A 19,762-nucleotide genomic window follows, 5' to 3' on the forward strand; every position below is an offset into this window, starting at 1 on the left:
AAATGTATTTTTTTAATAAAAATGAAGAACTGGTACAAGTTGCCAACAATTTCATTGAAGCTCACCTTATCGAGCAAATCAATACTGCTAGCCAACTTACTTTTAGTTTAAAGGAGCCATTGCCTTCAAGCATTGTAAAGGCATGCATTCCATCTCCAAATGGGGATGGTTTTTTGATGTTTAAAATTCTGACTGAGGATATAAAAGAATCAACGATCGAATACACCTGTATTGAATCTGCCTATGATGAGCTTGCTAGTTATGGATATATTAAGGACTTACGACCAAGCGCTCAACAAGCACGCTATATGCTTGAGATGGTACTGCAAGGCACTCGTTGGGAATTAGGACTAATTTATAACACCAGTAATGCAACAACTAATTTCTATTACGAACCGATTCTTAATTGTATTCAAGACATAGTAAGTTTATTTGGATTAGAATTGACATTTACTGTCTCAATTGAAGGCAACAAGATAACTACAAGACGGGTCAATATGTATTATCAGCAAGGAAAACGTACTGGCAAACGTTTTGAGTATGGCTCTAATGCTCTAGATGTTGAGCGTGAAACGTCCACAGAGGAGTTGTATACGGCTCTGGTGGGGCGTGGTAAAGGTGAAGAAGTAGACGGGGATGATAACTCAGATACGCCCGATGGCTACGGTAGAAGAATCACGTTTGCAGATATTGAGTGGAAAAAATCAAATGGCGATCCACTAGACAAACCAAAAGGGCAAGAATACCTTGAAGATCCTGACGCAACAAAAGCTTATGGTTTCGACGATGGTAAGCCCCGAATTGGTTTAGTTGAGTTTGAAGATGACGAAGACAAGGATGTGCTAATCCAACATACCTATCAAAAGTTGCAAGAATTAAAGCGCCCTAAAGTTCAATTCAAAGCATCTGTTATTGATGTGGGAGATTGTACTCTGGGCGACACCGTGGCAATTATTCGCCATGATTTTCATCTGGAGTATATGACACGTGTCTTTAAGATCAATCATGACTTACTTGACGAGCATAATAATACGGTCGAACTTGGTGATGATCTAAGTGGTAACGATTTAACTTCTAAAGTTAATGATATTTCTAATTCAATCAATCAAACTAATCAACAAATTAGTTATGTGATGACTGCTGCGGATGGGCAACATAAAGCGGCTTATTCGCCTAATCAACCTAAAACCGCTAAAAATGGCGATCTGTGGTACAAAGACTTAGGCAACGGAGAAACTGAGCTATATATCTTTAATGATGGTTGGCAATTAGTCACCTCGACTGAGCATCAAAAAGAAATTGATGATGCGGTCGATCAAGCCATGCAAGACATCGATGATGCTGCCGCTAAGGCCAATCAAGCTATTACAGACGCCGGCTTTGCCACTGATACTGCTACTACAGCTAAACAAGTTGCTAACAGTGTCAAAGGTGATGTTACTCAAGCTAAAGAGGATAGTGCTACAGCTTTAACTAATGCTAAGGACGCTCTAGATAATGCTAAAGATGCTAAAACAACAGCTACCAGTGTCTCTTCTAAAGTTGATGAGGTAGAGGGTAAGTTAGTTGATAAAGCTGATAAAACTACTGTTGATAGTATTAACCAGACTGTTAAGCAACAAGGTACTTTAGTAGAGCAGAACGCTGAAGCTATTAAGAAAACGGCTAAACAGTCAGATGTTGATACTCTTACTGGAAGAGTCGGAACAGTTGAGAGTTCTAATGAACAGTTGGCTGGTGAGATTAAGCAGAAAGTATCTAGCTCAGATGTGCAAGGCTTACTTGATAAGGGTGGATATGCTACTCAAAAATGGACAGGCTCACAAATTGACCAGAAAGCAGACGAGATTACTCACACTGTAACAGACGTATCTAATAAAGTGGATAATCTCAATATTGGAGCACGTAACTATATTGAGAACTCACTACCTACTAACTCAGACGGCTGGAACTTTACTTCAGGTGGTACAGCAGACCATAGAGTTGTTGATGGGCAATACCTAGAAATAACTAGGACTGGTGGAAGCTATCACCAGATTAATCGTAGTTATCCAATAGACGGAACAGGCTGGTTCGCAGACATTAGACCAGGTGATGTATTTACCATAAGCCTTGACGTTTCAATGACATCAGTTCCAACAGTAGATTCTTTATTCTATGGTTCACTTAGATTAAATGCTGGTAGTCAATATGTTGTTCAAGCTGGAATCTGGAACTTAAAGGATATTATTAAAGTTGCTAACACATGGTATCGAGTTTCTATGGTTATTAAAGCAGAAGATGCTTGGGTATATGATACCAGCAAGTGGACTCAAGCTAGACTTATTATTGAGTCACAAACAGGCTCTAATACGGATATTATTAGAATACGTAAAGTTAAGCTAGAAACGGGCACCAAAGCAACTGACTGGACACCAGCACCAGAAGACCTAGCCACTGTTACAGCTTTATCTAAAGTAGACCAGAAAGCGGATAGTATTAGCTCAACCGTTACTAATAATAAGTCAGACGCCGATAACAAGTTTACTAACATCAATCAAACTATTTCAGGTATTCAATCGACAGTTGCAAGTAAGGCTGATGCCAGTCAAATTACTCAGTTGAGTAATCAGATAAATTTGAAAGTTAGTCAGACTGACTTTGATAACATGCAAGTTGGTGGACGGAATTATGTCACCAATGGTAATTTTGCAGATGGCACAAATGGTTGGACTAAATTTGGTAATATAGATACTTATCAAATTTGGGGCGATGGAAGATTAGTATATTCTTCGACCAAAGCAATAAATGGATATACTGGTGCTGGGCAGAACAACATTCCAATTTCTGGCTCTAAAGGTGATAATACTACAGTTTCGTTTGACGCTTGTTACTTTGGGGACAATCCAAGTAATTATGCTAAATATATCAATATAATTGTACATTATAATGACAATTCTGGAACTATTGTAAGTCAGTCGAAAAATTCAATAGACATGACTAGCTCAGTTCAAAGGTATTCATTTACAATTAAGGCGCCAACAGATTTTTCCACTGTAAATGTTAGATTTGTTTATGACTCAAATACACTTTATAGAAACAAGTTAGGTAGAGTAAAAATTGAAAAAGGCACTAAAGCAACTGACTATACTGATTCGCCTGATGACAAAGCTGATAAAGCAAATTTGGTCTCACAAATTAACATCGATGAAAGCGGAGTTTTAATCCAAGGCAAGAAAATCATGATTGACGGGGACGCAACGATCAAGAATGCTGTCATCAAGTCAAGCATGATAGATACTTTGGACGCAAGTAAAATAACAGCTGGGACGCTGAACGCTGCTAATGTGAATGTTATCAACATGAATGCCAATAACATTGTCACAGGTACATTGAGCGGTATTAAGATTAAATCTGCTGACGGCAATGGTATTTTTTCTGTCCAAGGCAATGATTTGCGTATGCAAAAAAATAATGGTGATAATCTTGTGTTCAATACTAATGGTATCTTCTGGAAGAACGGCAGCGGTGATACGTTATTTGAGGTATCAAACAAGGTCACGACTTCTGATATCTTTGGTACGTCAGAATATAATGTATATCTGGCGTCTAATAATGAAACTAGGTCAGTTACTTTTGCCACAGCTATGAAAGGCCATGGCAGTGTTGATGATTACACCTATGTAGATCACAGGGCGCATGGTGTCTATTCTAGTTTTATGGAAGTCAATACAGGTATTGACGGTGCAAGAAATGTCTATATCAGACCTTTAAAGGCTGAAGATGAAGTTAGAATCACCGCTTCTGGTGGCACTGATAGCTATGCTAATCTTCGGGCTAGATATGTCTTTGCTGATAGAATCGCTAACAATAACAGTCAGACTGATTCAGTAAACCTGTATCTTATGACACATGGAGAAGTTGCCGTTAAGACAACTAACATGGATACCGCCAACTCTGGGTATATGCCTGTACGTGCCTCTGGCTTTAACAACGGATCATTAGCAGAGTACAAACAGAATATCTGTGAGGCTGACTTTTCAGCGTTAGATGAGATCAACAAGTCTACTATCTATAACTATCAGCTGAAAAATACCCCAGACAAAGATGAAGTTGGGCTGGTCATTGGTGGCGGCTATGACATCTCTAATATCGTTGTGGACGGTGACGGTGTTAACCAATATCGTATGACCACAGTTGCGTGGAAAGCTATACAGGAACTGGAAGCAAAATTAATTGAATTAAAAGATGAAATAAGTGAATTGAAGGGAGCCTAACAATGGATGTTGACGCACAGGAAGTAATCAATGATTTAGCCAATAAGATTGGGACACTTGAAGCTAAGAACTCAATCTTAGCAGCACAAATTAAAGCCTATCAGAAACAAGAAAAGGAAAGTGAAGAATAATGGATATTAAAATTACTAACATCAACTATCGTATTGACGGGGACGGAAACACGTCAGCTATTGCATCCACATTTAGCGGTTATGCTAATAGTGAGTCGGTTAATGCTAACGTTGAGTTGCAAGCTGACATGATGCCAGAAGGCAAGACACTGGACGACTTGACACGTAAAGAGATTGAGTCGTTAAGTCGGGATCGCTTGAGTGAGTTGGTTAAAGTAGAAAAGGCTGAGCCAGCGGAATAATATTTAATTAAATTAATCTAGTCGCCAAGAAATTCACAGTACGCAAGGGCGGCTATTTTTGTGCAGAAAATAAGAAGGAAGTGAATTTATGTGACATTTAGACAGAAGTTTATTCGTAATCGAAACATAGTCAGCAAGTCAGTAACAACGATCTTGTTTTCACTTTTCATGTGGTATGGGAAAGTCCAACAGCTAAAGGATGTCCCCAGTGTTCATGGATACTACGCAGTTAGGCATTCGTTTGATAATGGGCTACTTTTTCTAATCGCATTATTGGGGGTGTTTGGTTTATACGTGTCATTTGCAAACAAACATATGGAGCATGGTAAAGCGACATTCATAGTAATTGGTGCAGGTCTGTGGTTTGGTTACGCAGGCTTATTTTTGTACCGAGATCTATTGTTCCCTCATCCGCCGACATTACAAACGATTTTAATTTCAGCTATCGCAATTTCGTTTTGGCTGGACGCATTGGCAGGTGACTATTGATGGATGGAAGCACAGTTGCATTGATAGTCGGTTTTTTTGGACTTGTTGGCACTTTGTATACGGTGAAAGGGACCTTCAGAAATACCAATGTCGATATTATTGATAAACTTATGCAAGCTAACGACAAAATAGAAAAATTGCAGAAAGAGAACCTAGAACTCATGGAACAAATAAAGAAATTACAGGATACAGTCAACGATTTAATGGAGGAGTTGGGAGAATGAAGAAGATTCTTAATTTTAATCATAAAAGTTTAGCTGCTTGGCTAACGCTAGGTGGCGCTGGCTTGAGTGCTGGTATTGCTATTCTAAAGTTGTTTGGTATCGAGATCACACCCGACCAAACTAAAGACGTCACGCTGGCTTATACAGCTATTCTGAACGTACTAGTTGCGGCGGGTATCTTGACGGCACCGACGGATAAGAAGGAGGACAATCAGAATGGGAAGTAAGTTATATGCGGTTGATGTGGCGGATCCGTACCAGACAGTAGCGCAGGCGGTCAATCAGAACGCTGCGATCACAATTATTAAAGCGACAGAAGGAACTGGCTATGTTAATCCGCGTTGTAATGCTATGTGGGATAACGCAAGCAAGGCTGGAAAGTTGCTTGGGCTCTATCACTATGCACGTGGCGGTTCAGCGGTAGCAGAAGCCAACTATTTTATCAATAATATTAAGAACTATGTCGGTAAGGCCGTTCTGTTCTTGGATTGGGAAAACGGCTCAAATACCGCATACGGGTCCACAACATGGGCAAAGTTGTTTGTTGATCGGGTCCACGAGCTAACAGGCGTCTGGTGTGTCCTGTATACAGGCTCTGACGGTTTTGCTCAGTGTCAAAACATCAAAAGTACCTGTGCAGGCTGGATTGCGGGCTATCCATACAAGAACTGGCCAAGTTTCAAAGAGCCTGGCGATATGCCGTATAATGCGCATGGCTTTAATGTTATCGGTTGGCAGTTTAGCTCAACTGGTATAGACCACAGTGTGTTCTATCTGACCGCTGACCAGTGGAAGAAGTACGCTAATCCAAGCAATAAGACGGTATCGAAGCCAACTCCCACTGTTAGCAAACCAGCTCCTAAACCGTCAGCTAAGTGGGTTGTTGAAAAAGCGACCTACAAACTTAAAACAGCCGTAAAATTACGTTCTGGTGCATCGACCAGCTCCAAAGTGATCGCCACACTACCCGCTGGCAGCACTGTCGTCACCGACCAAGCAATCATCCAAGGTGGCTACCGCTGGGTGCGTCAGCCAAGGTCTGGCGGGTATGCTTATCTAGCTACGGGTCCAGCTAATAATACGCTGGAGTACGTGACTAAAGTTAATGCGTCCGCCGTTCGTTATTACACGGTCAAGAGCGGCGACACGCTGAGTGCAATCGCTAAACGGCTGGGGACTAGCGTTAATGTTCTGGTCGCTAAGAACGGTATCAAGAACGCTAACTTGATTCGTGTGGGACAGAAAATTAAATACTAGAATTATTGAAGCTCTGGCAGAAATGCTGGAGCTTTATTTTTTTTGCAAAAAAATTAAAAAAAGTTGTAAAAAGTGGTTGTAATTATCTAAGCCTAGGCTTATACTATATATGTAATCAAGTAAAGGAAAACAAAAAGGAGATAATCAACATGGACAAAAAAGAAATCGCAAAAGAGTTATTGGAAAAAGGCTACAGCTTCGTCAACGAACACATCACAGTTAATTTTTACCAGATGACAGGTCAAGAGTTCCTTGACGATGGTTGGACAAGCTACGACGGCTTAAACGTTGACCCTAAAGACAAGTTCGTTGCTTTGATGATTGATGACGATCGTCAAGCAAGCGACTACTACGGCACATATGATCCAGACAGTGTGCGCAGCTTATCAGACTACGACAGCGACCCAGCAGAGTATCTCAAAGTTGAGTTCATCAACAACAATGATTGGGATGACCAGTTAGAAGAAGTAGAAGAATAGAGCCCAGCCCCCTTAATTGGGGTTTTTGTTTTAAAAGGAGAGAGAAAATGCCAAAAACAAGCAAAGCTCAGCTCAAGGCAGTTCAGAAGTACGATGCTGAGCACCGAGCTGAAAAACAGTATCGCAACAGGAAATCAGCCGCAGCTACTTTTGTTCGCAAGTACGGCACGTATGCTGACATCAAAGATCTACAGTCAATTATCGAAGACAGATTACAGGAGGAAAACACAATGATCGCAAACATCGAATTCACATCAGAAGGTACCGCATACCAGACTACTATCCAATTTGAACAGCTCAATGACAACAACACGAATTACATCGGCGGGCGGTACGTCGCAACGGCCGCCGTTGACATCTTCAGCGGTCCCGATATTGACAAGGACATGGATGCAAGCCTAGAGTGGTACTATACCGATGAGGACATTGCTGACGCAGAGCATGTCAAAGCTTGGTTCTTAGAAAACCTAAAGCACGAATACCAAGAGCCAGAAATCAACGGCTTTGAAATCGAAGAATAATTTCCACAGTCCCGAGTGATCGGGGCTATTTTTTTACGCTGAAATAAACTGGTTTGTTTTAGATCCACAGAAAAAGCGATAAGATGAAGCCATACCTCGATTAGCCCTACTCTATACAGCCAGAGCAGGGCTATTTTTATTTAAATTGATTATCTTATCAAATTATATTAATGGTATTATTTAATAGTCACAAAAGGAAAACATAGGGGGAATTACATTGGACACCGTATTTGCATTGATTTGGTTTGCTTCAATGATCTATTTTTTTGTCTGCCTTTTCACCAAGAAAAGGCGAAAAGGTAAGAAAAAGTGGATCACACTAGCCGTTTCGTTGTTGTCACTTGTCATATTTGCCGCACTAACGCCCGACACCTCGGAGAAAGCCGATAAGGGACAGCTTGAGAAAACTGAGAAAGTCGCGGTTAAATCTAAGAAGAGTAAGGTTAAGTCTGATAAGAAGAAAAACCAGGCTAAGTTACTAGCTATAAAGGAATCGAAGAAGAAAGAATCTGCTAAGCAAGAGAGCTTAAAGAAAGAGCAAGAATCAAAAGAAGCTTCTTCAAAGAAAGCAGCAGAACAGGCTTCACAAGCTAAGCTCGCCGCTGCTAAGAAGTCAAGCGCCAGTCTTGCTAACTTGGAGTACCAAGGAACGCAGACAATCAACGTCAATAACGGCGTACCGACGTTCAGCAATGCCGATATGTCGACCGCTAATGGGGCTTGGGAAAAGTACGGCAATCTAGACGGCTTGAACCGTGCCACATCCGCAGAAGCTATGCTCAATCAGTCTACAATGCCAAAAGACGGCGAAGAGCGTAGCAGTATCTCGGAAGTTACACCGACCGGGTGGAAGAACAAACGCATCGGCGGTGGCTATCTGTTTAACAGATCTCATCTGATCGGTTGGGCTTTGTCGGACGAAAACGCGAACTGGAAGAACTTAATCACTGGTACCCGCTCGCTGAACAGCCCGGAAATGTTACGGTTCGAAATGGACACTAAGACCTATCTAGAACAGAGCTCAAGTAATTACGTTCGCTATTCAGTCACTCCTGTTTTTCGCAGCAATGAGCTTCTAGCTCGGGGCGTCCACATGATGGCTAAATCTGTAGGAAGCAACGCGATCTCGTTCAACGTCTACATATTCAACGTACAGAGTGGGGTAAAGCTCAACTATGCAGACGGATCTAGTAACGTGTCTGGAGCCACTACGACCGCATCCACAAGTCAAGGGTCTAGTTCACGATCTAGCTACTCCAACAGCGCTCAGAGCCAGCCAGCAAAACAAAGCAGTCAGTCAACTGCTCAAGCCGGGGCCAACGACAATATGACTGTCTACGTAACTCCGACCGGTAGCAAGTACCACACGCATCCGCATGGACGTGGACACTTTACGCCGACTACATTAAAGGAAGCCAAGGCAGCAGGATTAACTCCATGTAACGTCTGCAATCCGCCTTCATAAAAGCAACACAAAGCCCGCTAGACTAACATCCGGCGGGCTTTTTATTATACAAATATATTTAGTTATCTCCATTGAAATGGCCGTCGTTTTATTTATTATCAGTCTTTTGATCCTAATTGTGATCCCGAACGTCAGCAAGCAACGGGGGCGAGCACTCAGTATCAATGATCAGGCATTGCAGACAGAACTCAACTCGCAAGTTGAACTTTATCGAAATGAACATAATCTGGGTGAAGACAGTTCTGTCACACTCGACGAATTAAAAAAGGATGGGTATTTAAGTAATTCGCAGATTCGCCAGATTCAAAAAGAGCACTTAAAAGTAGGTGGAAACATTGACGATTAGGCAGCCAAAAAAAGCCGTTGCGGCCTTTACTTTGACCGAGGTCGTGATCGTTTTGCTGTTAACTGTTTCAATTGAGTTGTTAGAGTTTGCTCCTAGTTTGAATGCGATCAAAAGCATGAAAGAAGATGAGTTTTGGCACAACTTTCGCCAAGACTGGTCAAGTTTAGTTTTATCGGCTCATCAGCAAAAAGTTGCGGCCCATCTGCGGCTGACAGACCAAGAGGTACGTTTTATTATCGGGCCGAAACCATTACGAGTGGTAGTACTTCCGGTACCTGAAACGCTGCATTTGCTAGGCGGAAGTAAAGAAGAAGAAGTTTATGTGCAGGGTGGAACACAGCCGCAAACGATCAGTTTTTATTCGGATGTGGATCAGCTAAAATATAGTATCATTTTTCAACTGGGTTATGGAGGACAGTATCGTGTGGAGAAAGCTAAATAAAAGCAACGGCTTTGCTTTAGCAGAAGCTTTGGCAACCCTTTGGATCGTCTCAGGTTTTATCCTGATTTTTTGTTCGATCCGAACTCGCGCTTTACAGCAAGAACATGTCCTTTTTGTACGGACTGAACTTGCCAGTCAATTGCTGAGTAAAAGTAATGAGCTATTAATGCATGAAAGAAAAGACCCGCAGGCAGCAAAGATGATCGAAGTCAATGATGGAACAGAGGAGATTCGAGTTGAATTGCAAAAATAGCGCCGGTTTTACATTGGTCGAGACTCTAATTGCTCTGATGATCGATATTTTGGTGATTATTTTATTGGCTAATTTCTACTCTGACCGGCAGACAGAGGCCCACTCACTACGATTTTCAGACCAGTTTCAAGTTGCCACCGCCCTGGCGACTCTGCAAGGTGATCAGCTAAGTTTAGAATATGCTGGAGAAAACCAAAAACAGCTGCTGCTTTATAGCCCAACCAAAAAGATGGAGTACACATTAAAAATTACAGACCATAAATTGGTAATGCAGGGCAAAAACCAGGGGTACATGCCGCTTCTTTATGATTTGCAAGAGGGCAAGTTAACTTATCATGCTCCATATCTCGACTTGAAATTTTCATTGCATGATGTAGTTTTTCACGAAAAGATCTGTTTTAGGACTAAAGTCAAAAAGGGTGACAGAAATGAAGAATAAAGCGGAAGGCTCTTTATTTGTGTCTGCAGTTTTGCTGCTCTTGTGGGCGGGAGTCATGCTTGCAGGGCAGATCACTTATTACCATGTTCGAGCCGTGTCCTACCAAGAACTGATCCAGCAAGATGAAGCCCAAGCTTTAAAAAATTTAGCGCTTGCTAATAATATTAAAGATGGGGAACGGCAAAAGTATAATTTGGGGAGTGTGACTCGCAGCAATACCAAGTGTCAGGTGGTTTTGCACAATCATAAAAGCTTTGAGTATACCGTTGAATTTGAAGAATGAGACCCTAACTTAAGCGAAAAGCTGCTTGAAATTCACGCTGGCTCTCGGTACACTAGTTTGTTAGAGAGTAATTGAGGTGAAACAGTTGAATTTAGAGAAAATCAAAAAAGTTTATGAACAGTTTGAGCAGGGGATCAAATTACTGCAAGATGACGCTGACCTAGCATACCTGGATGCATTTATTGCGCTGGCTGATGACTTGTTGAGCGGCGGGCAGATCGAGGATCCTGCTGGAGCCTTGAAGAAGCAGACCGTAACAAAACTAGAGGAGATTTATCAGCAAATCGATTTATCTGTTCTTGAACCGGAAGAAATTAGACAGGTAATTCAATTGGTTTTATTGCAAGCTTACCGCCAAGAAAAAATCCAGGCCAATCACCAAATGACCCCGGATTCGATTGGCTTTTTGCTTGAATATCTGGTAGAAAAGCTGACTCAACCAACCCAGAAGTTGAAAATACTGGACCTAACCGTTGGGACAGGTAATTTGCTGACCGCACTGATGTTGCGGTTGCAGGCGAATGGCTGGAAAGATTTACACGGCTTGGGGATCGATAATGACGATACATTGCTTGCAATCGCTAGTATCGGGGCCCAATTTGAGGGGCTAAACATTGATCTTTATCACCAGGATGCCATTGAAGACCTGGCCGTAAGTGCTGCTGACCTGATCATCAGTGACTTGCCGGTGGGTTATTACCCGCTTGATGAACGAGTGCAAGAATTTAAGACTCATGCCAAAGAAGGTCATTCATATGTCCATCATATCTTGATCGAACAGTCATTAAATGTTTTGAATCCTGGTGGGTTCGGTTTATTCGTTGTGCCTGGCGGTTTATTTGAGACTAAAGAGAGTCAAAAATTATTACAGGTCATTCAAGACAAGGGTTATCTGCAAGGCTTGTTAAATTTACCGGCAGAGTTATTTGCGAATAAAGCAGCACGCAAGTCATTGCTGATCATTCAGAAGAAGGGAAGATCAGTTCACCAAGCAAAACAGGTTTTGCTTGGTGATTTCCCATCTTTTAAGCAGCAAGCCGAGTTTGGCAGCTTCCTGAATGAAATTGATACTTGGATCAAAAACGAACAGATCACATTCAATAAAGAATAAGGATCACGGTTAAGCAGGCGTTTTTTGCCGAGTTTAACCGTGATTTGCTTTTAACGCAGAGTTTTCTTTTGAATCAGATTCTTTTTTTGTATCCCAAACCAGTGTAAAATTAAAGTATATTAGGACTGAGGGGCGAGAAGATGATTTATTTTACAGCGGATACGCATTTTTTAGATGCGCACTTGAAGCATGATCTGCATTTTGCACATCGTGATTTCTTGACGACAGCAGAAATGGATCAAACAATTATCGAAAATTGGAATCGTGTTGTCACCCCGCAGGATACAGTTTACCATCTTGGGGATATCGCCAAGATCGATTCTAATCGAAAGGGATATTCGGCCGTTTTAGACTTATTAGTCCAGCTCAACGGTCAGATCGTTTTTGTAAAGGGAAACCATGATCCGCGTGCATTATTAAAACATCTCGCCAAACACCAGGTGAAAACAGAAAGTGGGCAGGATAAATTTATCTTTCATGACGTTGGCCTAATTTTAAAATTCGACCATTATCAATTTTTCCTGACACATTATCCTTTGATGTTGGGGATCTCAGTTAACAGTATTAACTTGCATGGACACATTCATCATTATGCGATCAATTCAGTTTCCAACCTGAATGTTGGAGTCGATAGCCCGGAAGCGGACTATCTTGGTTTAGCGAAGCGGCCGTTCGGACAACCTTTCTCTCAAAAAGAAGTAGTTGCAATGGTGCAAAGCAAGAAAATTGATTTTCAGAAAAGGAAATAGGTAGATAATGAACGAAAAAATTACGATCCTGCATACTAATGATATTCACTCCCACTTTGAAAATTGGCCTAAAATCAGGCGCTATCTGCAAAAAACTAAAAGACGGCTGGAAAGTCAAGGGCAAACAGTGGTCACGGTTGATCTTGGGGATGCGATGGATCGTGTTCATCCGTTAACGGAAGCTACCAATGGCAAAGCAAACATAGATCTGCTGAATACTGTGGAGTATGATGCTTTAACTATTGGCAATAATGAAGGGATCGGGAATTCCCATGAGGAGCTGGAAGATCTCTATACAAACAGTAATGCCCCAGTGATCTTGGATAATTTCATTGATTTAAGGACTGATGAGCGGCCTTCTTGGACCCAAAGAGCAAAGATAATTCAAACAGCCAACAATACAAGAGTTGGGTTATTAGCATGTACCGCTCCTTTTGGACCGACCTATGCTATGAATGACTGGCAGGCTTTAGATATTGACTCCGTTTTGCCTGATTTGGTTCAAAGGCTGCGACCGCGTGTCGATGTGTTGGTTTTAATGTCACACTTAGGTATTGATATGGACCGGTATATTGCGCGCAAATATCCGCAATTTGATATAATTTTGGGAAGCCATACGCATCATCTCCTGGAAAATGGGGAGCTGGATGGCAAAACTTTAGTGTGTGCAGCGGGCAAATGGGGGCAGTATGTTGGCCGAGTTGATTTGACGCTGGGTGAAGATAAAAAAATCAGTGAAAAGATTGCCCAAACCATATCCACCTTGGAGCTGCCTGAAGTCGTGGGAGACCAAAATGAGATCGAAAGTTACGTTAAACAGGGCCAACAGATCTTGCGCAGCCAAAAAGTCGCCTGCTTGCCGGAAGATTATTCCAGCTCGTTGGTGCAAGATTATCCTTTAATGCAGGAAAGCTTGGCAGCGGTGGAAGAAGCCACTCAGACAAAAACGGCTATTTTGAACGCCGGCTTATTTTTAGGCGATTTAAAAAAGGGGATCCTCACGAAAAATGAGCTGCATCAATTGTTGCCGCACCCAATGCGGATGGTCAAGGTGCGACTAACTGGCTACAATTTATGGCGCTTGATTCGGGAGATGGAAAAAAATCGGCGGCACCTGCGTCGTTCGATTGTGAAAGGAAATGGTTTTCGCGGCACGGTCTTCGGGGAACTAGTCTACGATGGGATCAGTTATGATCAAACAGAAAAAACAGTTCTGTTGCATGGACATGCCCTTGACCCAGAGAAAATCTACACTATCGGCACAGTAGATAATTTTATCTATGGGCCATTTTTCCCAACGCTGGAAATTGCAGGGGAGATTTCCTACATTGGTGATCGTTTTCTGCGTGATGCGCTGGGGACGTATTTTGCGCAGAAATTTCCAGTATAGTATAATGAGTGGAATTAATTTTGGAGGAAGTAAGTAGTGAATAGTGAGAAAAAAGAGCGCAGAGAAGCTCAATTGGCTAAAAAAGCGGAAGCAATTAAAGCAGCTGCGAGTGAAGTCAAACTGACCGATGAACAGCATTTGACTGTTGACGGCAGACCATATGAATTGCTGGTCAATTTTCATTCCGGCTTTGACGTTGAGAAGCTAGAGGAACGCTTTAGCGACATTTTGACTAAATATGATTATATTGTCGGAGATATTGGCTTTGATCAGCTGCGGCTGCACGGTTTTTATGAGAGCGGCAGTAAGAAGGGCTTACCTGCTCAAAGTATTGATCGCTTGCAAGATTATCTAAATGAGTATTGTAATTTTGGCTGTCCGTATTTTGTTTTGAAAAACCTGGCAGTGACCCACCCGAAGTCTAGTTCGGCTATGGACAAGGAATTATACGGAAAAGAATCGGGTCAAAAAAATCATGCGGGCAATAAGCCGCGAGGGCGTAAGCGGCAGCGACGCAACAAGCCGCAACGTAACAGCAGTCAGTCAACTAATAATAACTATTCGGTTCACAAACGGCGTACTAAAAATGAGCCTCGGCAAACGACGCCGGCAGAAAAGCGTACGAAGAAACGGCGTTTTGTCATCCGGCAGAAATAAACGTTACAACCAGAGAGTAGTTTAAGGCGGATTTGAAGAGAAAGAGAGAGTTTTGATGAAAAGTTACCGAGGTTATATGATAGATCTGGATGGCACAATGTATCGGGGCAAGGAAAAGATCCCAGCGGCAAAGGGCTTTATTGAACGCTTGCAAGCGCAAGGACTGCCTTTTTTATTTGTGACCAATAACAGCACGCAGGAACCGGAAAAAGTTGTGGCTAATCTAGCCCAGAATTTTGATATCCACGTCACGGTGGAGAATGTTTTTACATCGGCTTTAGCAACGGCTGACTATCTGGCAGACTTGGATCCGGAAAAACGGACAGTGTATGCGATCGGAGAAATTGGCTTAAAAAAAGCGCTGCTTAGTCGCGGCTTTGTGTTTGAAGAACAGCGTCCAGATTATGCCGTTGTCGGACTGGACTATGACGCAACGTACCATAAATTTGAATTAGCTACGTTGGCTATTAAACGCGGTGCTAAATTTATTGGGACCAATGCTGATACGAATCTCCCAAATGAACGTGGATTAGTACCGGGTGCCGGCTCGTTGATCGCTTTGGTTGAACGCGCAACTCAGCAAAATGCTGTCATGATCGGCAAGCCGGCAACGATCATTATGGAAAAAGCTTTAGCTCAGATGGGCTTGCAAAAAAGTGACGTGGCGATGGTCGGGGATAACTATATGACTGACATTAAGGCTGGGATCAACTTTGGGATCGACACGATTTTAGTTTATACTGGTGTTTCAACTCCTGAACTAGTGGCAAAACAAGCAATTAAACCGACACATGAAATTAGTTCCCTTGATGAATGGGAGATTTAGCCATGCCAAAAACTCTGCGTTTTCAAGCACTTTACCAAGTCGTCCTTTTTTTGACCGTGCTTGCTTTCTGCATTGCATTCGTGATCAACTTTCAGCCGCTTTATTATTATTTTGCTGACCATCAGCACCTCGCGCAAAGTGTTAGTTTGACCAAAGAGGGATTACGGTCCAATTATCAGCATTTGCTGAATTACCTGAATTTTCCTTGGATCAAGGAACTGCAGTTGACCTTGCCGAGTTCCCCAAGCGGATTACAGCATTTCGCAGATGTAAAAAAACTATTTTTACTTGATTATGCAGTCCTGTTGTGTGGAATGCCGATCAGTATTTGGTATCTGAGAAAATTAGTCAAGCAAGGGCTGCTGTGGACTTTGATCGTGCCAGCACAGATCATTTTAGCCGGCACAGCTGTCTTAGCAGTCATGATGACTTTGTCTTTCCAACAGTTTTTTGTTTACTTCCATAAACTCTTGTTTCGCAACAATGACTGGCTCTTTGATCCGTTAAAAGACCCCATCATTAATGCCTTGCCAGATGAATTCTTTTTCGCCTGTTTTGGGCTGTTTTTCGTCTTATTTGTCGGTGGGCTGCTAGGTATGATCTGGATCGGTAAACGCAGTTTGAAAAAATAAAAACCTCAGGGCAAGCTCGCCCTGAGGTTTTTACGTACTATATTTATTTTTCAGTCTTTGGAACTTGTTTCGGCCTTGCTGCCTTTGATCAAGCCGACGATCGCTGGGATCAAGGAAACCACGATGATAGCGAGCACGATCATTGAGAAATGAGCTTTGACGAAGGCAGTGTTGCCAAAGAAGAAACCAGACCCGCAGCATAAAGTGACCCAAGCAATTGCACCAATTAAGTTATGTTTGATGAAATTGCTGTATTTGAGGCCGCTGCCGGCTGCAATGAAAGGTGCAAAGGTTCTAATGATCGGCATGAAACGTGCCAATGTGATCGACATGGAACCGTGTTTTTCAAAAAACGATTCGGTTCGAGCAAGATATTCCGGCTTGACGGCTTTTTGGAACCAAGCCGCTGACCTTAATTTGTTGCCAAGAAAATGGCCAATAAAGAAGTTGCAGGTATCTCCTAGGACTGGAGCCAATAAGAATAGTGCGCCAAAGACCCAGATATTTAAACCATAGTCAGGATTAGCTGCAAGTGCCGCTGCAGCGAAGAGGAGAGAATCCCCAGGTAAGAAAGGTAAAATGACTGCTCCTGTTTCTATAAAGATGATCAGAAATAAGATCCAGTAAGTTGAAGTTCCAAATGTATTAACGATATTAACTAAGTGTTCGTCAACGTGCAAAACGAAATCGATTAGATTGGCCAAGAGGTTTTTCTCCTTTAGAAATGTATTGTCAGTATTATACTTCATGCTGCAGTGCTGTAAAGGCGGTGACTGGTGATTTAAGCAAATCTTATTCCTTGTACTTCAGCATCAGCTCGGTGCTGTGAGCGGGTTGCCGCCGTTCCGGATAAATTGCCAGTAAGGCATTATTGACAGCAATAGGTGCTTCACCAGCGCCAGCAGCAATTAAAGCAGGGCGGCCTGCTTTGTAGGCGACGTCGCCAATTGCGTAGACACCAGGCATGGAAGTTTCCTGCTGGTCATTGACTTTGATCTCATGCCGTTGCATTTCAAGCCCCCAAGATTCGATCAGACGGTTGCTGGAAGTGAAACCGTAGTTGACGATCAAATCGTCGACAGTTAACTGCGTTTGCTCGCTGGTTCGCGCTTTTTGCAACGCAATCGTTAATTGGCGGGTTGCTGTTTCCGTGAGATCCTTGATCGTATACGGGGTCTTGAAAGTTGTATTTTCGTAATTGTGAAGTTTAGCCAGACTGCTTTCTAAGGCTCGAAATTGGTCTCGTCGGTGAACGATGGTCAATGATTTAGCAATAGGAGCTAATTCTAAGGCCCAGTCGATCGCAGAATCTCCTCCGCCAGCAATAGCAACATCGTGCCCTTTGAAAACTGAGGGATCCGAGACAAAATAATGCAGCTGCTTGTCTTCAAACCGGCTCGCATTTTCAACGCGCAACTTGCGAGGGGTAAACGAACCGATCCCTGCAGCGATGATAATTGCTTTACTAAAGGTTGTGCGTTTGGTAGTTTCGATCCGAAAACCGTCCTCTTCTTTAGTAAACGAATTGACGGTTTCATTAGTGTGGATCTCTGGTTTAAAAGCTTGTGTTTGTTCCGTTAGGTTTTCAATTAATTTTTGGCCGGTTACTTTTGCATAGGCAGGAATGTCATAAAGTGTTTTAGCAGGAAAGAGGGCAGCAACTTGACCTCCCACCGTAGCTAAACTCTCGATGACTTGAGTCTTGGCCATATGCATTCGAGCATAAGTCGCCGCAAAAAGACCCACCGGTCCACCGCCAATAATAGTTAGATCATAGTATTTTTGTTCGTCTTGCATCGCTTAAAACGAGCTCCTTTCAAAATTGAGGCAAAGCAGATCGCTGTCATCCAGGATTTGTGGTTTGCCTCTAAAAACATCCAACTAATAGACTAGCATTAATGAAAACTAAATTGAATAATTACCTGATAAAAAGAGTGAATCGGCAGGAATAGACAGAAAGGGCAGGATGAAAATCAGCTTAGGTAGCAAGATCTTGTAAAGAGCACTAAATAAATTGGCAAAAGCAGGTGTTTTCTTGTATCATAAGTAAGGAAAAACATTAAGGAGATTAGTTATGACATACCCACAAGCAGATTTAGCAAATGTAGATGGACCACAAGCAGTAATTGAAACAACCTTAGGACAGATCACAGTGCAGTTATTTCCTGAACAAACTCCTAAAACAGTTGAAAATTTTGTTGGCCTCGCTGAAAAACACTATTACGATGGGACGATTTTTCACCGCGTGATCCCAGAATTTATGATTCAGGGCGGTGACCCGACTAGGACAGGAATGGGCGGTCAGAGCCTTTATGGTGCACCTTTTGAAGATGAATTTTCAGTAGAACTCTTTAACGTTCGCGGAGCATTATCTATGGCGAATGCTGGTCCGAATACAAATGGCAGTCAGTTTTTCATTGTCCAAAGTTCAACGGTACCAGCAGATATGTTAAACCAAATGAAGGCAGCCCAATATCCTGATCAAGTTATTGATATGTATCAAAACGGCGGTACTCCGTGGTTAGATCATCGGCATACTGTTTTTGGCCAGGTGCTGGATGGCTTAGATGTGGTCGATGCGATCGCTGCAGTTCAAACGGGTGCACAGGACAAGCCGGTCAAAGAAATTAAGATTGAAAGCATTGTTATCAAATAGCTTACTTATTATTTTTTTAATAGAAAGGTGGATTTGATGAGCGATTATCGAATTGGACAAGTTGTCCAAGGCAAGGTAACAGGGATCCAGCCTTATGGAGCGTTCGTTTCTCTAGACGAGCACAACCAAGGGCTAGTTCATATCTCAGAGTGCCATAATGGCTATGTCGACGATGTTAACAGCATTTTGCATCTGGGACAGGAAGTTAATGTGATGGTGATCGATATCGATCTTTATACACAGAAAATCTCACTTTCCATCCGCTGCCTAGAAAAACCGTTCGATTTCTCGCAACCGCGCAAACGTGCTCGGTTTCAGCATAAGAGGTATTGGACAGATCGGAACGTCACCACGGGATTCAAACCGATCAGAGAACGCTTAGACGGCTGGGTTTTGGCAGCATTAAATGACATCGAGCACGGAAAATAAAAAAAGTGCTTGACCGTACTGGCTTAAAGCTGGTATGATAGTTCTTGCCGTCAACGACGGTCACGAAATTTTGAATAAATAAATTTTAAAATTGTTTTGACATTCAATTATTTCAATGATATACTTTTGTAGTTGGCGTTTTTTAAAACTTGTTTTTAAATATTTTCGCTGATTATAAAAAAGTTCTTTACAAGCAATGATGTTATTGATATAATAATCGTTGTTGCGACAAAGCTGATCTTCAACTTTGCTTGCATAGTAGATCTTTGAAAACTGAACAAAGTTTCGATAAATCAAATGTGTGAGGTCGCTTACCGAATGGTAAGTGCAAACAACATTTGCGAAGTCAATTCGCTAGTAAAATTTATGAGTCACAAACTTTTAAAATGAGAGTTTGATCCTGGCTCAGGACGAACGCTGGCGGCGTTCCTAATACATGCAAGTCGAACGCAATCTGTTAACAATGAGTGCTTGCACTCAGCGAT

At 42.2% G+C, this 19,762-nt stretch carries 25 protein-coding genes; 23 read left to right on the forward strand and 2 right to left on the reverse strand.

Translation table 11 applies throughout. The features are described from left to right. The first annotated feature begins 2 nt into the window (after positions 1-2). From LFYK43_RS05585 to LFYK43_RS05680, 21 genes are all read left to right on the forward strand, one after another. Positions 3-4,256, forward strand: a complete 4,254-nt coding sequence (locus tag LFYK43_RS05585) for a phage tail spike protein (protein ID WP_229717977.1) — start codon at positions 3-5, stop codon at positions 4,254-4,256. Positions 4,257-4,258: 2 nt separating this feature from the next. After that, positions 4,259-4,387: a hypothetical protein gene (locus LFYK43_RS12960; protein WP_268226921.1), complete on the forward strand. Its 129-nt coding sequence runs from the start codon at positions 4,259-4,261 to the stop codon at positions 4,385-4,387. Then, on the forward strand, positions 4,387-4,629 hold the full coding sequence (locus tag LFYK43_RS05590) for a hypothetical protein (RefSeq protein ID WP_124976255.1): 243 nt from the start codon (positions 4,387-4,389) through the stop codon (positions 4,627-4,629). The genes LFYK43_RS12960 and LFYK43_RS05590 overlap by 1 nt, the downstream gene beginning before the upstream one ends. A 315-nt stretch (positions 4,630-4,944) precedes the next feature. Continuing rightward, the gene (locus LFYK43_RS05595; RefSeq protein ID WP_229717973.1) at positions 4,945-5,118 is read left to right on the forward strand and encodes a hypothetical protein; all 174 of its coding nucleotides are present in this window, start codon (positions 4,945-4,947) and stop codon (positions 5,116-5,118) included. After that, positions 5,118-5,342, forward strand: coding sequence for a hypothetical protein (locus LFYK43_RS05600; protein WP_124976259.1), 225 nt, complete (start codon positions 5,118-5,120; stop codon positions 5,340-5,342). Before LFYK43_RS05595 ends, LFYK43_RS05600 begins: the two co-directional genes overlap by 1 nt. Continuing rightward, on the forward strand, positions 5,339-5,569 hold the full coding sequence (locus tag LFYK43_RS05605; RefSeq protein WP_124976261.1) for a phage holin family protein: 231 nt from the start codon (positions 5,339-5,341) through the stop codon (positions 5,567-5,569). The genes LFYK43_RS05600 and LFYK43_RS05605 overlap by 4 nt, the downstream gene beginning before the upstream one ends. Beyond that, positions 5,559-6,599 carry a GH25 family lysozyme gene (locus LFYK43_RS13040; protein ID WP_124976263.1) on the forward strand — a complete coding sequence of 347 codons (1,041 nt, stop codon included), beginning with the start codon at positions 5,559-5,561 and terminating at the stop codon, positions 6,597-6,599. Before LFYK43_RS05605 ends, LFYK43_RS13040 begins: the two co-directional genes overlap by 11 nt. Before the next feature lie 149 nt (positions 6,600-6,748). Beyond that, entirely contained in the window at positions 6,749-7,078 is a 330-nt protein-coding gene (locus LFYK43_RS05615; RefSeq protein WP_124976265.1) for a hypothetical protein, read from the forward strand. Positions 7,079-7,125: 47 nt separating this feature from the next. After that, positions 7,126-7,599: a hypothetical protein gene (locus LFYK43_RS05620; protein ID WP_124976267.1), complete on the forward strand. Its 474-nt coding sequence runs from the start codon at positions 7,126-7,128 to the stop codon at positions 7,597-7,599. A gap of 217 nt (positions 7,600-7,816) precedes the next feature. After that, positions 7,817-9,064, forward strand: coding sequence for a DNA/RNA non-specific endonuclease (locus tag LFYK43_RS05625; RefSeq protein WP_229717975.1), 1,248 nt, complete (start codon positions 7,817-7,819; stop codon positions 9,062-9,064). A 76-nt stretch (positions 9,065-9,140) separates the two neighbouring features. Then, the gene (locus tag LFYK43_RS05630) at positions 9,141-9,410 is read left to right on the forward strand and encodes a competence protein ComGC (protein ID WP_124976269.1); all 270 of its coding nucleotides are present in this window, start codon (positions 9,141-9,143) and stop codon (positions 9,408-9,410) included. After that, positions 9,400-9,852: a hypothetical protein gene (locus LFYK43_RS05635; protein WP_124976271.1), complete on the forward strand. Its 453-nt coding sequence runs from the start codon at positions 9,400-9,402 to the stop codon at positions 9,850-9,852. Before LFYK43_RS05630 ends, LFYK43_RS05635 begins: the two co-directional genes overlap by 11 nt. Continuing rightward, positions 9,833-10,105, forward strand: coding sequence for a hypothetical protein (locus LFYK43_RS05640; protein WP_124976273.1), 273 nt, complete (start codon positions 9,833-9,835; stop codon positions 10,103-10,105). Before LFYK43_RS05635 ends, LFYK43_RS05640 begins: the two co-directional genes overlap by 20 nt. Continuing rightward, complete coding sequence (locus LFYK43_RS05645; RefSeq protein WP_124976275.1) at positions 10,089-10,544, forward strand: prepilin-type N-terminal cleavage/methylation domain-containing protein; 456 nt, start codon at positions 10,089-10,091, stop codon at positions 10,542-10,544. The genes LFYK43_RS05640 and LFYK43_RS05645 overlap by 17 nt, the downstream gene beginning before the upstream one ends. Next, a complete protein-coding gene (locus LFYK43_RS05650; protein ID WP_124976277.1) occupies positions 10,534-10,827 on the forward strand; it encodes a hypothetical protein in 294 nt (97 codons plus the stop codon). Before LFYK43_RS05645 ends, LFYK43_RS05650 begins: the two co-directional genes overlap by 11 nt. Positions 10,828-10,912: 85 nt before the next feature. Beyond that, positions 10,913-11,938, forward strand: coding sequence for a class I SAM-dependent methyltransferase (locus tag LFYK43_RS05655; RefSeq protein ID WP_174713968.1), 1,026 nt, complete (start codon positions 10,913-10,915; stop codon positions 11,936-11,938). A 140-nt stretch (positions 11,939-12,078) separates the two neighbouring features. After that, a complete protein-coding gene (locus LFYK43_RS05660) occupies positions 12,079-12,687 on the forward strand; it encodes a metallophosphoesterase (RefSeq protein WP_124976281.1) in 609 nt (202 codons plus the stop codon). Positions 12,688-12,694: 7 nt separating this feature from the next. Then, a complete protein-coding gene (locus tag LFYK43_RS05665) occupies positions 12,695-14,077 on the forward strand; it encodes a bifunctional metallophosphatase/5'-nucleotidase (protein WP_124976283.1) in 1,383 nt (460 codons plus the stop codon). A gap of 36 nt (positions 14,078-14,113) precedes the next feature. Further along, positions 14,114-14,734 carry a YutD family protein gene (locus LFYK43_RS05670; RefSeq protein WP_124976285.1) on the forward strand — a complete coding sequence of 207 codons (621 nt, stop codon included), beginning with the start codon at positions 14,114-14,116 and terminating at the stop codon, positions 14,732-14,734. Positions 14,735-14,789: 55 nt separating this feature from the next. Next, positions 14,790-15,560 (forward strand): TIGR01457 family HAD-type hydrolase, encoded by a 771-nt coding sequence (locus tag LFYK43_RS05675; protein WP_124976287.1) that lies wholly within the window; start codon positions 14,790-14,792, stop codon positions 15,558-15,560. Between the two features lie 2 nt (positions 15,561-15,562). Then, a complete protein-coding gene (locus LFYK43_RS05680) occupies positions 15,563-16,192 on the forward strand; it encodes a TIGR01906 family membrane protein (RefSeq protein WP_124976289.1) in 630 nt (209 codons plus the stop codon). A 50-nt stretch (positions 16,193-16,242) separates the two neighbouring features. Here LFYK43_RS05680 and LFYK43_RS05685 read toward each other — a convergent pair whose 3' ends face one another. Together LFYK43_RS05685 and LFYK43_RS05690 are read right to left on the reverse strand one after the other, a co-directional pair. After that, positions 16,243-16,896, reverse strand: coding sequence for a VTT domain-containing protein (locus LFYK43_RS05685; RefSeq protein ID WP_124976291.1), 654 nt, complete (start codon positions 16,894-16,896; stop codon positions 16,243-16,245). Positions 16,897-16,984: 88 nt separating this feature from the next. Then, the gene (locus tag LFYK43_RS05690) at positions 16,985-17,989 is read right to left on the reverse strand and encodes an NAD(P)/FAD-dependent oxidoreductase (RefSeq protein ID WP_124976293.1); all 1,005 of its coding nucleotides are present in this window, start codon (positions 17,987-17,989) and stop codon (positions 16,985-16,987) included. Between the two features lie 277 nt (positions 17,990-18,266). Between LFYK43_RS05690 and LFYK43_RS05695 the strand changes: the two genes are divergently transcribed. Next, the gene (locus LFYK43_RS05695; protein WP_124976295.1) at positions 18,267-18,848 is read left to right on the forward strand and encodes a peptidylprolyl isomerase; all 582 of its coding nucleotides are present in this window, start codon (positions 18,267-18,269) and stop codon (positions 18,846-18,848) included. 36 nt (positions 18,849-18,884) lie between these two features. Beyond that, positions 18,885-19,277, forward strand: a complete 393-nt coding sequence (locus tag LFYK43_RS05700) for a CvfD/Ygs/GSP13 family RNA-binding post-transcriptional regulator (RefSeq protein WP_124976297.1) — start codon at positions 18,885-18,887, stop codon at positions 19,275-19,277. Positions 19,278-19,762: the final 485 nt, after the last annotated feature.

Origin of the sequence: Ligilactobacillus salitolerans, assembly GCF_003864415.1 — a bacterium.
GTDB classification, from domain to species: domain Bacteria; phylum Bacillota; class Bacilli; order Lactobacillales; family Lactobacillaceae; genus Ligilactobacillus; species Ligilactobacillus salitolerans.

Bases quoted from the DNA above. Each gene is read 5' to 3' on its own strand.
- LFYK43_RS05585 (WP_229717977.1), top strand. From the start codon at position 3: ATGTATTTTTTTAATAAAAATGAAGAACTGGTACAAGTTGCCAACAAT.
- LFYK43_RS12960 (WP_268226921.1), top strand. From the start codon at position 4,259: ATGGATGTTGACGCACAGGAAGTAATCAATGATTTAGCCAATAAGATT.
- LFYK43_RS05590 (WP_124976255.1), top strand. From the start codon at position 4,387: ATGGATATTAAAATTACTAACATCAACTATCGTATTGACGGGGACGGA.
- LFYK43_RS05595 (WP_229717973.1), top strand. From the start codon at position 4,945: ATGGAGCATGGTAAAGCGACATTCATAGTAATTGGTGCAGGTCTGTGG.
- LFYK43_RS05600 (WP_124976259.1), top strand. From the start codon at position 5,118: ATGGATGGAAGCACAGTTGCATTGATAGTCGGTTTTTTTGGACTTGTT.
- LFYK43_RS05605 (WP_124976261.1), top strand. From the start codon at position 5,339: ATGAAGAAGATTCTTAATTTTAATCATAAAAGTTTAGCTGCTTGGCTA.
- LFYK43_RS13040 (WP_124976263.1), top strand. From the start codon at position 5,559: ATGGGAAGTAAGTTATATGCGGTTGATGTGGCGGATCCGTACCAGACA.
- LFYK43_RS05615 (WP_124976265.1), top strand. From the start codon at position 6,749: ATGGACAAAAAAGAAATCGCAAAAGAGTTATTGGAAAAAGGCTACAGC.
- LFYK43_RS05620 (WP_124976267.1), top strand. From the start codon at position 7,126: ATGCCAAAAACAAGCAAAGCTCAGCTCAAGGCAGTTCAGAAGTACGAT.
- LFYK43_RS05630 (WP_124976269.1), top strand. From the start codon at position 9,141: ATGGCCGTCGTTTTATTTATTATCAGTCTTTTGATCCTAATTGTGATC.
- LFYK43_RS05650 (WP_124976277.1), top strand. From the start codon at position 10,534: ATGAAGAATAAAGCGGAAGGCTCTTTATTTGTGTCTGCAGTTTTGCTG.
- LFYK43_RS05660 (WP_124976281.1), top strand. From the start codon at position 12,079: ATGATTTATTTTACAGCGGATACGCATTTTTTAGATGCGCACTTGAAG.
- LFYK43_RS05665 (WP_124976283.1), top strand. From the start codon at position 12,695: ATGAACGAAAAAATTACGATCCTGCATACTAATGATATTCACTCCCAC.
- LFYK43_RS05675 (WP_124976287.1), top strand. From the start codon at position 14,790: ATGAAAAGTTACCGAGGTTATATGATAGATCTGGATGGCACAATGTAT.
- LFYK43_RS05680 (WP_124976289.1), top strand. From the start codon at position 15,563: ATGCCAAAAACTCTGCGTTTTCAAGCACTTTACCAAGTCGTCCTTTTT.
- LFYK43_RS05690 (WP_124976293.1), bottom strand. From the start codon at position 17,989: ATGCAAGACGAACAAAAATACTATGATCTAACTATTATTGGCGGTGGA.
- LFYK43_RS05695 (WP_124976295.1), top strand. From the start codon at position 18,267: ATGACATACCCACAAGCAGATTTAGCAAATGTAGATGGACCACAAGCA.
- LFYK43_RS05700 (WP_124976297.1), top strand. From the start codon at position 18,885: ATGAGCGATTATCGAATTGGACAAGTTGTCCAAGGCAAGGTAACAGGG.